This is a genomic window from Pseudomonas sp. TE3-3-F2023 (assembly GCF_036784815.1).
GTDB classification, from domain to species: Bacteria; Pseudomonadota; Gammaproteobacteria; order Pseudomonadales; family Pseudomonadaceae; genus Aquipseudomonas; species Aquipseudomonas pudica.
The window spans coordinates 837940-852334 of sequence record NZ_CP145113.1; the positions used below are offsets into that span (position 1 = coordinate 837940).

A 14395-nucleotide genomic window follows, 5' to 3' on the forward strand; every position below is an offset into this window, starting at 1 on the left:
CTTACCCCAGCAGCGAAATATCGGCCACGCCTAGGAACAGGCCGCGCAGGCGGCTGAGCAGGGCATAACGGTTGGCGCGTACCTTGGCATCCTCCGCGTTGACCATCACCGCCTCGAAGAAGGCGTCGACCGGGTCACGCAGGGCCGCCAGGCGGGCCAGCGACTCGCTGTACTGGCGTGCAGCAGCCATGGGTTGCACGGCCTGGTCGGCCTGCTGGATGGCCGAATACAGGGAGAACTCGTTGGCGTTGTCGAAGTACTTCGGCTCGACATGATCGGCGATGGCGCCTTCGGCCTTGCTCAGCAGGTTCGACACGCGCTTGTTCACTGCGGCCAGAGCCTCGGCTTCCGGCAGCTTGCGGAAGGCTTGTACAGCCTGCACGCGCTGGTCGAAGTCCAGGGCAGAACCTGGCTGCAGGGCACGTACCGACAGGTAGGTGGCCACATCGATGCCTTCGTCTTCGTAACGCGCACGCAGGCGGTCGAAGATGAACTCCAGCACCTGTTCGGCCAGGCCGGCGGCCTTGACCTTGGCGCCGAACTGCTTGACCGCGAACTCGACCGCACCGGTCAGGTCCAGGTCCAGCTGCTTCTCGATCAAGATACGCAGCACGCCCAGTGCGGCACGGCGCAGGGCGTACGGGTCTTTGCTGCCGGTAGGCAGCATGCCGATGCCGAAGATGCCGACCAAGGTGTCGAGCTTGTCGGCGATGGCCACGGCAGCACCGGTGAGGGTCTGCGGCAGCTCGGCGCCAGCACCGCGCGGCATGTACTGCTCGTTCAGGGCAAGGGCAACGTCTTCCGGCTCACCGTCGTTGAGCGCGTAGTAGTAACCGGCAACACCCTGCATTTCAGGGAATTCGCCGACCATCTCGGTGGCCAGGTCGCACTTCGACAGCAGGCCCGCACGGCCTGCGCGCTGGGCGTCGCCGCCGATCAGCGGGGCGATGAAGGCGGCCAGCCTGGAAACGCGCTCGGCCTTGTCGTACACGGTACCCAGTTGAGCCTGGAACACCACGTTCTTCAGGCGCTCGTTGAAGGTTTCCAGCGGCTGCTTCTTGTCCTGCTTGAAGAAGAACTCGGCATCGGTCAGGCGTGGGCGCACGACCTTCTCGTTGCCTTGCACGATCTGCTTCGGGTCGCGGCTCTCGACGTTGGCCACGGTGATGAAGCGCGGCAGCAGTTTGCCTTCGCTGTCCAGCAGGCAGAAGTACTTCTGGTTGTCCTGCATGGTGGTGATCAGGGCTTCCTGTGGCACTTCGAGGAAACGCTCCTCGAACGAGCACACCAGCGGCACCGGCCATTCGACCAGGGCGGTCACTTCGTCCAGCAGCGCCGGCGGCACGATGGCGCTGCCTTCCTGCTGCATGGCCAGTTCGGCGGTACGCTTGCTGATCAGCTCGCGGCGCTCTGCGAAGTCGGCCAGCACGTAGGCTTTGCGCAGGTCTTCGACGTAGTTGGCCGGGGTGGTGATGACCACGTTTTCCGGGTGGTGGAAGCGGTGGCCACGGGATTCACGGCCGGCCTTCTGCGACAGGATGGTGCAGTCGACCACCTGATCGCCCAGCAGCATCACCAGCCATTGGGTCGGGCGCACGAACTCTTCACGGCTGGCCGCCCAGCGCATGCGCTTGGGGATCGGCAGGTCGTTGAGCGAATCTTCGACGATGGTCGGCAGCAGGCCAGCGGTGGCCTTGCCCGGGATGTGCTGGGAGAAGCGCAGCTTGGGGCCGCTCTGGTCGATTTCCGACAGCTCCACACCGCATTTCTTGGCAAAGCCCAAGGCAGCCTGGGTCGGCTCGCCGTCTTTGAAAGCAGCCTGCAGGGGCGGGCCGTCGATGTTGATGCTGCGATCAGGCTGCTGCACGTCCAGCTGGCGAATCAGCACGGCCAGGCGACGCGGCGCGGCGTAAACTTGCTTGCCGGTGTAGTTCAGGCCAGCGGCCTGCAGGCCTTTCTCGATACCAGCCAGGAAGGCTTCGCCGAGGCTGGCGAGGGCCTTCGGTGGCAGCTCTTCGGTGCCCAGTTCTACCAGGAAATCTTGAGCACTCATTGTGCAGCCTCCAGCTTAGCCAACACTTCGTCACGCAGTTCAGGGGTGGCCATCGGGAAGCCCAGGCGTGCGCGGGCTTGCAGATAGCTTTGCGCCACGTCCCGGGCCAGGGTACGTACACGCAGGATGTAGCGCTGACGCTCGGTTACCGAGATGGCACGGCGGGCGTCCAGCAGGTTGAAGGTGTGCGAGGCCTTCAGCACCATTTCATAGGTCGGCAGCGGCAGCTCAAGCTTGATCAGGCGGTTGGCTTCGCTTTCGTAGAAGTCGAACAGCTCGAACAGCTTCTCGACGTTGGCGTGCTCGAAGTTGTAGGTCGACTGCTCTACCTCGTTCTGGTGGAACACGTCGCCATAGGTGACCTTGCCGAACGGGCCGTCGGCCCACACCAGGTCGTACACCGAGTCAACACCCTGGATGTACATGGCCAGGCGCTCCAGGCCGTAGGTGATTTCACCGGTGACCGGGTAGCACTCGATGCCGCCTACCTGCTGGAAGTAGGTGAACTGAGTGACTTCCATGCCGTTGAGCCAGATTTCCCAGCCCAGGCCCCAGGCGCCGAGGGTCGGCGATTCCCAGTTGTCTTCGACGAAGCGAATGTCGTGGACCAGCGGGTCCAGGCCGATGGCTTTCAGCGAGCCGAGGTACAGCTCCTGGAAGTTGGCCGGGTTGGGCTTCAGTACCACCTGGAACTGGTAGTAGTGCTGCAGGCGGTTGGGGTTTTCGCCATACCGCCCGTCGGCAGGGCGACGGCTAGGCTGCACATAGGCGGCGTTCCAGGTTTCTGGACCCACGGCGCGCAGGAATGTAGCGGTGTGGAAAGTGCCGGCGCCTACTTCCATATCGTAGGGCTGAAGCACCACACAACCTTGCTCGGCCCAGTAGTTCTGCAGGGCGAGGATCAGGTCTTGGAAGGTACGCACGGCTGGCGTAGGCTGGCTCACGAAATTCACCTGTATCTGGGGATGCGGATGTAAAGAGCGGGAGTATAACCTGATTCGCCTCGCCCTCTACTCATTGGAGCCTTATGCCACGCTGCTTTTGGTGTACCGACGATCCGTTGTACCAGGCCTACCATGACCAGGAATGGGGAACGCCCCAGCGTGACCCGGCGTTGCTGTTCGAGATGCTTTTGCTCGAAGGGTTCCAGGCAGGGCTGTCGTGGATCACCGTATTGCGTAAACGCGAGCGTTATCGCGAGGTGATGCACGGCTTCGATCCGGTGAAACTCGCCGTCATGAGCGACGAACGCATCGAGGAGCTGATGCAGGATGCCGGCATCATCCGCAACCGCCTCAAGCTCAAGGCTGCCAGGCGCAATGCTCAGGCGTGGCTGGCTTTGGACAACCCGGCCGACTGGCTCTGGTCATTCGTCGGTGGTGCGCCGAAGATCAACCACTTCAGGGGCCGCAGCGAGGTGCCAGCGGTTACCGATGAAGCCAAGGCGATGAGCAAAGCCCTGCAGAAAGCCGGCTTCACGTTCGTTGGCCCGACCATCTGCTATGCCTTCATGCAGGCGACCGGCATGGTCATGGACCACACCACCGATTGCGATCGCTACGCCGCCTTGTTGCGCTGAGGGGTTACAATGCGCGCCTTGCTGAAATAAGGAATTCGCCTGTGGAAAAGTTCAAGGGCGCCCTGATGGTCGGGGTGCTGCGTCTGTTTGCCAAGCTGCCCTGGGGCGCTGTGCAGCGCGTTGGCGCCGGTATCGGCTGGCTGATGTGGAAGATCCCCAACGGCTCGCGCAATGTCGTGCGCATCAACCTGGCCAAGTGCTTCCCGGAGATGAACCCTGCTGAGCGCGAGCAGCTGGTTGGCCGCGCGTTGAAGGATATCGGTAAATCCTTCGTCGAAAGTGCCTGTGCCTGGATCTGGCCGCCGCAGCGCTCGCTGGAGCTGGTCAAGGAAGTGCACGGCCTGGAAGTGCTGGAGCAGGCCTTGGCCTCGGGCAAGGGCGTGGTCGGCATCACCAGCCACCTGGGCAACTGGGAAGTGCTGAACCACTTCTACTGCAACCAGTGCAAACCGATCATCTTCTACCGCCCGCCGAAGCTGAAGGCGGTGGATGACCTGCTGCGCGAGCAGCGGGTGCAGATGGGCAACCGCGTGGCGCCTTCGACCAAGGAAGGCATCCTCAGTGTGATCAAGGAAGTGCGCCGTGGTGGCCAGGTGGGTATTCCAGCCGACCCGGAGCCGGCGGAGTCGGCGGGGGTATTCGTGCCGTTCCTGGGAACCCAGGCGCTGACCAGCAAGTTCGTGCCGAACATGCTGGCAGGGGGCAAAGCGGTGGGGGTGTTCCTGCATGCCCTGCGGCTGCCGGATGGCTCGGGGTTCAAGGTGTTTCTGGAGGCGGCGCCGGAAGAGATGTACAGCACCGACGTGACCGTGTCGGCAGCGGCGATGAGCAAAGTGGTCGAGCGCTATGTGCGCGAGTACCCGAGCCAGTACATGTGGAGCATGAAGCGCTTCAAGAAGCGCCCGGCTGGCGAGGCGCGCTGGTACTGAGTTATCCATTGCTCTTCCAGTAGGCTGAATGCACTTCTGCCTGTGGTAGCAGGGACCTTGTGGGAGCGCGTTACCCGCGAATGCAATGTTGGCTTCACCGACGCATTCGCGGGTGAACCCGCTCCCACAGAGACCGCGTCAGCTTGAGATTTTGTCGAGCTTCTTCAGAAACACGGTCATCTCTTTTTCGGCCTGCTTGTCCCCATGGGCTTGCGCCGCCACGATCCCCTCCTCCCAGGCCTTGCGCGCCGCCGCCAGGTCCCCCTGCAACTGATGCGCCTTGCCCAGCAGCTTCCACGCTGCCGAGTACTTCGGGTCCTGTTCCACGCAGCGTGCCAGATGCACCGCCGCTTCAGCGCCATTGCCTTCGTCCAGCCAGGCCTTGCCCAGCCCGAACCTCAGCAGCGGGTTATCCACACCCTTGGCCAGCATCTTCTCCAGCGATTCGCGCATGCCTCGTGCTCCTAGAAGAAACTCAAGCCAACGTGGAACAGCTTCTCCACATCCCGAATATGCTTTTTATCCACAACGAACAGGATCACATGGTCGCCCGATTCGATCATGGTGTCGTCGTGGGCAATCATCACCTCTTCGTCACGAATGATCGCACCGATGGTAGTACCCGGCGGCAAGGCGATGTCTTCGATCGCCTTGCCGACCACCTTGCTCGACTTCGAATCCCCGTGCGCCACTGCTTCGATAGCTTCGGCAGCGCCACGGCGCAGCGAGTGCACGCTGACGATATCGCCTCGGCGCACGTGCGCCAGCAGGGTACCGATGGTGGCCAGCTGCGGGCTGATGGCGATGTCGATATCGCCACCCTGCACCAGGTCGACATAGGCTGGGTTGTTGATGATGGTCATCACCTTGCGCGCTCCCAGGCGCTTGGCCAGCAGCGACGACATGATGTTGGCCTCGTCGTCGTTGGTCAGGGCCAGGAAGATATCGGCGTCGGCGATGTTCTCCTCCAGCATCAGGTCCTTGTCCGAGGCGCTGCCCTGCAGCACCACGGTGCTTTCCAGGGTGTCGGAGAGATGCCGGCAACGGGCCGGGCTCATCTCGATGATCTTCACCTGGTAGCGGCTTTCGATGGCCTCGGCCAGGCGTTCACCGATCTGCCCGCCACCGGCGATGACCACACGCTTGTTGGTTTCGTCGATACGGCGCAGCTCACCCATAACCGCGCGGATGTCCTTCTTCGCGGCGATGAAGAACACTTCGTCGTCTGCTTCGATAACCGTGTCGCCCCGCGGGGTGATCGGGCGGTCGCGGCGGAAGATGGCCGCAACACGGGTGTCGACGTTGGGCATATGCGCGCGGATCTGGCGCAGTTGCTGGCCTACCAGCGGGCCGCCGTAGTACGCCTTCACTGCCACCAGCTGGGCCTTGCCTTCAGCGAAGTCGATCACCTGCAGGGAGCCTGGGTGCTCGATCAGGCGCTTGATGTAGTTGGTCACCACCTGCTCGGGGCTGATCAGCACATCGACCGGGATATGGTCGTTATCAAACAGCTCTTCGCGGGTCAGGTAGGCCGACTCGCGCACCCGGGCGATCTTGGTCGGGGTGTGGAACAGCGAATATGCCACCTGGCAGGCGACCATGTTGGTTTCGTCACTGTTGGTTACCGCCACCAGCATGTCGGCGTCGTCGGCACCGGCCTGGCGCAGCACCGTAGGCAGCGAGCCGCGGCCTTGCACGGTGCGGATGTCCAGGCGGTCGCCCAGGTCGCGCAGGCGGTCGCCGTCAGTGTCGACCACGGTGATGTCGTTGGCTTCGCTGGCCAGATGCTCCGCCAGCGTACCGCCTACCTGGCCTGCGCCGAGGATGATGATCTTCATCCGCTACTCCCTACCCTTTGTTCTTATCCGCGCGAGGCGGCGATCTTGATCAGCTTGGCATAGTAGAAACCGTCGTGGCCGCCCTCCTGGGCCAGCAACTGGCGGCCGTGGGGTTGGCGCAGGCCGGCTTCGGTGGCCAGATCCAGCTCACGGGCACCTGGGGTGCGGGCGAGGAAGGCATCGATCACTTCGGTGTTCTCGGTCGGCAGGCTGGAGCAGGTGGCGTACAGCAGCATGCCGCCCACTTCCAGGGTCGGCCACAGGGCATCGAGCAGCTCGCCTTGCAGCGTGGCCAGGGCCGGGATGTCGTCGGCCTGACGGGTCAGCTTGATGTCCGGGTGACGGCGGATCACGCCGGTGGCCGAGCACGGTGCGTCGAGCAGGATGCGCTGGAACGGCTTGCCGTCCCACCAGCTGGCGGTGTCGCGGGCATCGCAGGCGATCAGCTCGGCGTCCAGTTGCAGGCGGTCGAGGTTCTCGCGCACGCGGGTCAGGCGCTTGGCTTCGAGGTCGATGGCCACAACGTGAGCCAGGCCGGCTTCGGCTTCCAGCAGGTGGCAGGTCTTGCCGCCTGGTGCGCAGCAGGCGTCGAGCACGCGCTGGCCGGGGGCCAGCTCCAGCAGGTCGGCGGACAGCTGCGCGGCTTCGTCCTGCACGCTCACCCAGCCTTCGGCAAAGCCTGGCAGGCCGCGCACATCGCAGGCTTCGGCCAACACGATACCGTCACGGCTGTACTGGCAGGCGCTGGCGCCAATGCCCGCCTCGGCCAGCAGCGCCAGGTAGGCATCGCGGCTGTGGTGGCGTCGGTTGACCCGCAGGATCATCGGCGGGTGGGCATTGTTGGCGGCACAGATGGCTTCCCACTGCTCCGGCCAGAAGGCCTTCAGCGACTTCTGCAGCCAGCGCGGGTGGGCGGTGCGTACCACTGGGTCGCGCTCCATGCCGGCCAGCAGTTCCTCGCCTTCGCGTTGAGCGCGGCGCAACACGGCATTGAGCAGGCCCTTGGCCCACGGCTTCTTCAGCTTGTCGGCACAGCCGACAGTCTCACCGATGGCTGCGTGGGCCGGGATTCGGCTGTAGAACAGCTGGTACAGGCCGACCAGTAGCAGCGCCTGCACATCGGCATCGGCGGCCTTGAACGGCTTCTGCAGCAGCTGCGCGGCCAGCAGGTCGAGGCGTGGCTGCCAGCGCGCGGTGCCGAACGCCAGGTCCTGGGTCAGGCCGCGGTCGCGTTCATCGACCTTGTCCAGTTGCGCCGGCAGCGAGCTGTTCAGCGAGGCCTTGCCACTGAGCACAGCGGCAAGGGCGCGAGCGGCGGCGAGGCGTGGATTCATTGGCCCAGCACCTTGCCGCTGGCGAATTTCTCGCGACGGCTGTTGAACAGGTCGCTGAAGTTCAGCGGCTTGCCGCCGGGCAGTTGCAGGCGGGTCAGGCTCAGCGCCTGGTCACCGCAGGCGACCACCAGGCCGTCCTTGCTGGCGGAGAGGATCTCGCCGGGGGTACCTGTCGCATTGGACAAGTTGGCGGCCAGCACTTTAACGCTTTCGCCATCGAGGGTGCTGTGGCAAACCGGCCACGGGTTGAAGGCACGGATCAGGCGCTCCAACTCGACGGCCGGGCGGCTCCAGTCGATACGCGCTTCGTCCTTGTTCAGCTTGTGCGCGTAGGTGGCCAGGGCATCGTCCTGAACTTCACCTTGCAGCGAACCGTCGGCCAGGCCGGCGATGGCCTGGACGACTGCGGGCGGGCCCATCTCGGCCAAGCGGTCGTGCAGGCTGCCGCCGGTGTCTTCGGCGCTGATCGGGGTGACCACCTTGAGCAGCATCGGGCCGGTGTCCAGGCCTGCTTCCATACGCATCACAGTCACACCGCTCTCGGCGTCGCCGGCTTCCACGGCGCGCTGGATCGGTGCGGCACCGCGCCAGCGTGGCAGCAGGGAGGCATGGCTATTGATGCAGCCCAGGCGCGGGATATCCAGCACCACCTGCGGCAGGATCAGGCCATAGGCGACCACCACCATCAGGTCCGGCTTCAGCGCGGCCAGTTCGGCCTGGGCTTCGGCGTTGCGCAGCGTCGGCGGCTGAAACACTGGGATGTCATGGGCCACAGCCAATTGCTTGACCGCGCTCGGCATCAGTTTCTGGCCGCGCCCGGCCGGGCGGTCGGGCTGGGTGTAGACGGCCACGATCTCGTAGGGGCTGTCGAGCAAGGCCTTGAGGTGTTCGGCGGCAAACTCTGGAGTGCCTGCAAAGACGATGCGCATGGAGTTCTCGCTTCAAAAAAGAAAAAGGCTTGCCGGAGCAAGCCTTCTGGAAGGTGGGGATCAGGCTTGCTGGCGGTGCTGCTTTTCCAGCTTTTTCTTGATCCGGTCGCGCTTGAGCTGCGACAGGTAGTCGACGAACAGCTTGCCGTTGAGGTGATCGAATTCGTGCTGCACGCATACCGCCAGCAGGCCTTCGCACTCCAGCTCGTAAGGCTTGCCGTCACGGTCCTGGGCCTTGACCCGCACACGCAGCGGGCGGTCGACGTTCTCGTAGAAGCCAGGTACCGACAGGCAGCCTTCCTGGTACTGGCCCATGTCATGGGTCAGCTCTTCGACCGTGGGGTTGATGAAGACGCGCGGCTCGCTGCGGTCTTCACTGAGGTCCATGACCACGACTTGCTGGTGCACGTTGACCTGGGTGGCGGCCAGGCCAATGCCAGGGGCTTCGTACATGGTTTCAAACATGTCGTCGATCAGCTGACGCAGGGCGTCGTCGAACACCGTCACCGGCTTGGCGATGGTGCGCAGGCGCGGGTCCGGGAATTCGAGAATGTTCAAGATGGCCATAAGGTCAGGCAGTCACTGTGCGTTCGGTTGAAAACTGAGCACACATAATAAAGGGAAACGTGGATTTCAGCACCTGGCAAAGCTCGGCTAGGGTTTTCAAAAGCCGCTTATAGCCCATTCGATGGACAGGTTGTCAAAGCGTTATCAACAAAGTTATCCACAGTTTGTGCCACGTCGATGGCCCCGATTAGATCAAGGATGATCCTCATGCATACCTACCATTCGTCGCCTCTTCCGCCTGCCGAGCTGGAGGCGAGATTACGCCTTCACCGGCTGCCGGAGACGGGATTGCGTCGCTTTAACACCTTGCTGGAGGCCTTTGGCAGTGCTTCATCGGCACTGTGCGCACCGGCCGGCGCGTGGCGCGCATTGGGCATACCACAGGCCACCATCGATGCACGGCGCAGTGCCGAAGTACGGGAAAGTGCACTGGCCGCAATGGCCTGGTTAGAGCGCCCGGGCCAGCATTTACTGATGTGGGACGGCCCTGGCTACCCGCCACTATTGGCGGAAATCGACGATGCCCCTCCACTGCTCTTCGTCGCTGGCAACCCGGCCTTGCTCGAGCGCCCACAGCTGGCAATTGTGGGCAGCAGGCGTGCTTCACCCCCGGCGCTCGACACCGCTGCGGCATTTTCCCGCTACTTGGCGCAGGCCGGTTTTACCATTACCAGCGGCTTGGCTGTGGGCATCGACGGTGCCGCTCATCGGGCCGCATTACAGGCCGATGGGGGCACGATTGGCGTGCTCGGTACAGGGTTGCAAAAACTTTATCCACAGCGCCACAAGTCGCTTGCGCAAGCGATGATAGACAACGGTAGCGCGCTGGTTTCCGAGTACCCGCTGGATGCCGGGCCGCTGCCCGGCAACTTCCCGCGGCGCAATCGCATCATCAGTGGCCTGTCGCTGGGCGTGCTGGTGGTCGAGGCCAGCCTGGCCAGTGGTTCTCTGATTACCGCACGCCTGGCTGCCGAGCAAGGCCGCGAGGTGTATGCCATACCGGGCTCCATTCACCACCCCGGGGCCAAGGGCTGCCACCAGTTGATCCGTGACGGCGCGCTGCTGGTGGAGAGCGTGGAGCAAATATTGGAAAGCCTGCAGGGCTGGCAGAACCTGCCACCTGCGGTTGTGGATAAATTCGACCATCCCCTGCTCGCCCTGCTGCATGCTGCGCCACAAACCAGCGAAAGCCTGGCCCACTGCAGCGAGCTGCCGCTGGCCGACGTGCTGGCGCAGCTGACCGAACTGGAGCTGGAAGGCCGGGTCAGCAATGAAGCCGGGCGTTGGTTTGCCCGCGCGGGCTAAGTACACTGCTCACAAGCAAGGTATATAGGCGGAGTAACAGAAATGGTGAGCAGTTTTCGTGTGCAACAAGCCGCACGTGAGATCCGGGCGGGCGCAGTGATCGCCTATCCGACGGAAGCGGTCTGGGGCCTGGGCTGTGACCCGTGGAATGAGGACGCGGTGTATCGCCTGCTGGCGCTGAAGTCGCGGCCTGTGGATAAAGGCCTGATCCTGGTTGCCGACAATATCCGCCAGTTCGACTTCTTGTTCGAGGATTTCCCCGAAGACTGGATCGACCGCATGGGCAGCACCTGGCCGGGGCCAAATACCTGGCTGGTACCGCATCAGGACCTGTTGCCCGAGTGGGTGACCGGGAAGCATGACACCGTGGCGCTGCGGGTCAGCGACCACCCAGTTGTCCGCGAGCTGTGCGCGCTGGTGGGGCCGTTGATTTCCACTTCGTGCAACCCGGGTGGGCGTCCGGCGGCGAAGACTCGGTTGCGGGTGGAGCAGTACTTCCATGGGCAGCTGGATCTGGTACTGGGCGGGGCATTGGGTGGAAGGAAGAACCCGAGTGTGATTCGTGACCTGGTGACTGGCGAAGTCGTTCGCCCGGGCTGATACCGCTGGCGAGGGCTTCGCCCTCGATCGCCGGCAAGCCAGCTCCCACAGGTACTGCACATGACTTGAAATCGGCGTGGTCGGTGTGGGAGCTGGCTTGCCGGCGATTGGGCCGCAAAGCGGCCCCAGAACCCCGCAGATTTTTCTGATTTTGTCTCGAATGGCTGTCCAGCCATGCACCGCGGTGTCTTCTGCGCGGGCAAACCCGCTCCCAAAGGGATAGCGCTGTAGTCAACGGCGATGCAGTACCTGAGGGAGTGAACTCAAGGAAGCAAAATTGTGGAACCCACAGTCCGCCGAGCCGACAGCTCCGCCTGTGCCTTGGCCGCCTCGCTGAGCGGATACCGCTGTTGGATATCCACTACCAGCTTGCCTCTGCCGATCATCCCGAACAGGTCATCGGCCATGGCCTGGGTATTCTCGGCATTGTTGGCATAGGTCGCCAACGTGGGCCGGGTGACATACAGCGAGCCCTTCTGCGCCAGGATACCCAGATTCACTCCGCTCACTGCCCCCGAGGCATTGCCAAAGCTCACCATCAACCCGCGCGCCTGCAGGCAGTCCAGCGAGGTCAGCCAGGTATCGGCACCCACACCGTCATACACCACCGGGCATTTCTTGCCGTCGGTCAGCTCCAGCACCCGCTTGGCCACGTCTTCACGGCTGTAGTCGATGGTCGCCCACGCCCCCAGCGCCTTGGCCCGCTCGGCCTTCTCGGCAGAGCTCACGGTCCCGATCAGCTTGGCGCCCAAGGCCTTGGCCCACTGGCACGCCAACGAACCCACGCCGCCAGCTGCTGCGTGGAACAGGATCACGTCACCCGCCTTCACCTCATAGGTCTGCTTCAGCAGGTACTGCACGGTCAAACCCTTGAGCATTACCGCCGCCGCCTGTTCGAAGCTGATGTCGTCGGGCAGCTTCACCAGATTTGCTTCCGGCAGCGTATGCACCTCGCTATACGCGCCCAGCGGGCCGCCGGCATGGGCAACGCGGTCACCCACTTTCAGCCGGGTCACGCCCTCGCCCACGGCCTCGACCACGCCAGCCGCTTCAGTGCCCAGCCCCGAAGGCAGGGATGGCGGTGCATACAGCCCGCTGCGGAAGTAGGTATCGATGAAGTTCAGGCCGATCGCATGGTTACGCACACGTACCTGCTGTGGTCCTGGCGGGGCAGGTTCGAACTCTACAAACTGCAGCACTTCCGGGCCACCATGCTGGCTGAACTGGATACGCTTGGCCATCTCGCACTCCTGTCGTATGGGTCGGGAAAGGCCTTCTATCGGACGCCTTTGCTTGATCGCCGTCAACTGCGGCGCGCGGGCTGGGGGTGGTATGCTACGCGGCGAATTCTTCCCTGCCCGTTCCTGGTGACCCGATGACTAGCCGCACCGAGGCCGTGAAAGCCTACCTGCTCGACCTGCAAGACCGCATCTGCTCTGCCCTCGAAGCTGAAGACGGCGGCGCCCGCTTCGTCGAGGACGCCTGGGTGCGCGAAGCCGGTGGTGGGGGCCGCACGCGGGTGATCGGCGATGGCAAAGTGATCGAGAAAGGCGGGGTCAACTTCTCCCACGTGTTCGGCGCCGGTCTGCCGCCGTCGGCCAGTGCCCACCGCCCCGAGCTGGCGGGCCGTGGCTTCGAGGCCCTGGGCGTGTCGCTGGTGATCCACCCGCACAACCCGCATGTGCCCACTTCCCATGCCAATGTGCGTTTCTTCATCGCCGAAAAAGAAGGTGAAGAGGCTGTATGGTGGTTCGGCGGCGGATTTGACCTGACCCCGTACTACGGCAATGAAGAAGACTGCATCCATTGGCACCGTGTGGCCGAGCAGGCCTGCGCTCCGTTCGGCGCCGACGTGTACCCGCGCTACAAGGCCTGGTGCGACCGCTACTTCCACCTAAAGCACCGTGGCGAGCCACGCGGCATTGGTGGCCTGTTCTTCGATGACCTGAACGAGTGGGACTTCGACACCTGCTTCGCCTTCATCCGCGCCATCGGCGATGCCTACATCAACGCCTACCTGCCAATTGTCCAGCGCCGCAAGGACACCCCTTACACCCCGCAGCAGCGCGAGTTCCAGGAATACCGCCGTGGCCGCTACGTGGAATTCAACCTGGTCTACGACCGTGGCACCCTGTTCGGCTTGCAATCCGGTGGTCGCACCGAGTCCATCCTCATGTCGCTGCCGCCGCAGGTGCGCTGGGGCTACGACTGGAAGGCCGCGCCTGGCAGTGAAGAAGCGCGCTTGACCGAGTATTTCCTGCAGGATCGCGACTGGCTCGGCCAGTGAGCCTGTGGATAACCAAGGAGCCGTCATGGACCAGTACGTCGTTTTTGGTAACCCCATCGGCCACAGCAAGTCGCCGCTGATCCATCGCCTGTTCGCCGAACAGACTGGGCAGGATCTGGAATACGCCACCCTGCTGGCGCCGCTGGACGAGTTCAGCGATTGTGCACGCGGTTTCTTCAAGCAAGGCTGCGGCGGCAATGTCACCGTGCCGTTCAAGGAGGAGGCCTATCGTCTGTGCGACAGCCTGACCCCGCGTGCCCGGCGCGCCGGCGCAGTGAACACTCTGAGCAAGCTGGCCGATGGCAGCTTGCAGGGCGACAACACCGATGGCGCTGGCCTGGTGCGAGACCTGACGGTGAATGCCGGGGTCGAGCTGGCGGGCAAACGCATTCTGATCCTGGGTGCTGGTGGCGCGGTGCGTGGCGTGCTGGAGCCTATCCTGGCGCACAAGCCACAGTCGCTGGTGATTGCCAACCGGACTGTGGAGAAGGCCGAGCAGCTGGCGCGTGAGTTCGATGAACTGGGGCCGGTGGTGGCCAGTGGGTTTGCCTGGTTGCAGGAGCCGGTGGATGTGATCATCAATGCCACTTCGGCGAGCCTGGCCGGTGAGTTGCCGCCGATTGCCGACAGCCTGGTCGAGGCGGGGCGCACGGTTTGCTACGACATGATGTATGGCAAGGAGCCTACGCCGTTTTGCCAGTGGGCCGAGAAGCTGGGGGCGGCCAAGGTGCTGGATGGGCTGGGGATGCTGGCTGAGCAGGCGGCTGAGGCGTTCTTTATCTGGCGTGGGGTGCGGCCGGATACGGCGCCAGTGTTGGCTGAGTTGCGCCGGCAGCTGACTCGGGGCTGAGATTGCCGGGGACCGCTTTGCGGTCCATCGCCGGCAAGCCAGCTCCCACAGGGATATCACAAGGCCTGAGGCCGGCGCTGTCCCTGTGGGAGCTGGCTTGCCGGCGATGGGCTGCAAAGCAGCC

General features: G+C 63.7%; 14 protein-coding genes. 6 read left to right on the forward strand and 8 right to left on the reverse strand.

The features are described from left to right. Window position 1 precedes the first annotated feature (1 nt). Window positions 2-2053 carry a glycine--tRNA ligase subunit beta gene (gene glyS / locus V3314_RS03775; protein WP_085601055.1) on the reverse strand — a complete coding sequence of 684 codons (2052 nt, stop codon included), beginning with the start codon at window positions 2051-2053 and terminating at the stop codon, window positions 2-4. Beyond that, a complete protein-coding gene (glyQ, locus tag V3314_RS03780; RefSeq protein WP_023377955.1) occupies window positions 2050-2997 on the reverse strand; it encodes a glycine--tRNA ligase subunit alpha in 948 nt (315 codons plus the stop codon). The genes glyS and glyQ overlap by 4 nt, the downstream gene beginning before the upstream one ends. A gap of 83 nt (window positions 2998-3080) precedes the next feature. On the opposite strand from glyQ, the gene V3314_RS03785 reads away from it, so the two are divergent. Both V3314_RS03785 and V3314_RS03790 read left to right on the forward strand, forming a co-directional pair. Further along, window positions 3081-3632 (forward strand): DNA-3-methyladenine glycosylase I, encoded by a 552-nt coding sequence (locus V3314_RS03785; protein ID WP_135002151.1) that lies wholly within the window; start codon window positions 3081-3083, stop codon window positions 3630-3632. A 41-nt stretch (window positions 3633-3673) separates the two neighbouring features. Continuing rightward, window positions 3674-4561 carry a lysophospholipid acyltransferase gene (locus tag V3314_RS03790; protein WP_046615309.1) on the forward strand — a complete coding sequence of 296 codons (888 nt, stop codon included), beginning with the start codon at window positions 3674-3676 and terminating at the stop codon, window positions 4559-4561. Window positions 4562-4699: 138 nt separating this feature from the next. Here the strand turns inward: V3314_RS03790 and V3314_RS03795 are convergent, their stop codons facing one another. The 5 genes from V3314_RS03795 to def are packed head-to-tail and all read right to left on the reverse strand — an operon-like array spanning window position 4700 to window position 9229. Further along, a complete protein-coding gene (locus V3314_RS03795) occupies window positions 4700-5014 on the reverse strand; it encodes a tetratricopeptide repeat protein (protein ID WP_046615308.1) in 315 nt (104 codons plus the stop codon). An 11-nt stretch (window positions 5015-5025) separates the two neighbouring features. After that, window positions 5026-6399 (reverse strand): Trk system potassium transporter TrkA, encoded by a 1374-nt coding sequence (gene trkA, locus V3314_RS03800; protein ID WP_013970264.1) that lies wholly within the window; start codon window positions 6397-6399, stop codon window positions 5026-5028. Between the two features lie 23 nt (window positions 6400-6422). Further along, window positions 6423-7733 carry a 16S rRNA (cytosine(967)-C(5))-methyltransferase RsmB gene (gene rsmB / locus V3314_RS03805; RefSeq protein ID WP_025337185.1) on the reverse strand — a complete coding sequence of 437 codons (1311 nt, stop codon included), beginning with the start codon at window positions 7731-7733 and terminating at the stop codon, window positions 6423-6425. Next, on the reverse strand, window positions 7730-8662 hold the full coding sequence (gene fmt, locus V3314_RS03810) for a methionyl-tRNA formyltransferase (RefSeq protein WP_338459933.1): 933 nt from the start codon (window positions 8660-8662) through the stop codon (window positions 7730-7732). The genes rsmB and fmt overlap by 4 nt, the downstream gene beginning before the upstream one ends. Window positions 8663-8722: 60 nt before the next feature. Then, window positions 8723-9229: a peptide deformylase gene (def, locus tag V3314_RS03815; protein WP_003260000.1), complete on the reverse strand. Its 507-nt coding sequence runs from the start codon at window positions 9227-9229 to the stop codon at window positions 8723-8725. A gap of 207 nt (window positions 9230-9436) precedes the next feature. Here def and dprA point away from each other — a divergent pair, with 207 nt between their 5' ends. Together dprA and V3314_RS03825 are read left to right on the forward strand one after the other, a co-directional pair. Next, entirely contained in the window at window positions 9437-10534 is a 1098-nt protein-coding gene (gene dprA, locus V3314_RS03820; protein WP_196187881.1) for a DNA-processing protein DprA, read from the forward strand. Between the two features lie 42 nt (window positions 10535-10576). Next, a complete protein-coding gene (locus tag V3314_RS03825; protein WP_196187882.1) occupies window positions 10577-11134 on the forward strand; it encodes an L-threonylcarbamoyladenylate synthase in 558 nt (185 codons plus the stop codon). Window positions 11135-11397: 263 nt separating this feature from the next. On the opposite strand, the gene V3314_RS03830 is transcribed toward V3314_RS03825, so the two are convergent. Next, entirely contained in the window at window positions 11398-12375 is a 978-nt protein-coding gene (locus tag V3314_RS03830) for an NADPH:quinone reductase (protein WP_046615303.1), read from the reverse strand. 134 nt (window positions 12376-12509) lie between these two features. Here V3314_RS03830 and hemF point away from each other — a divergent pair, with 134 nt between their 5' ends. Both hemF and aroE read left to right on the forward strand, forming a co-directional pair. Beyond that, window positions 12510-13421 carry an oxygen-dependent coproporphyrinogen oxidase gene (gene hemF / locus V3314_RS03835; RefSeq protein WP_046615302.1) on the forward strand — a complete coding sequence of 304 codons (912 nt, stop codon included), beginning with the start codon at window positions 12510-12512 and terminating at the stop codon, window positions 13419-13421. A gap of 25 nt (window positions 13422-13446) precedes the next feature. Continuing rightward, window positions 13447-14271: a shikimate dehydrogenase gene (gene aroE / locus V3314_RS03840; protein WP_046615301.1), complete on the forward strand. Its 825-nt coding sequence runs from the start codon at window positions 13447-13449 to the stop codon at window positions 14269-14271. The last annotated feature ends 124 nt before the right edge of the window (window positions 14272-14395 follow it).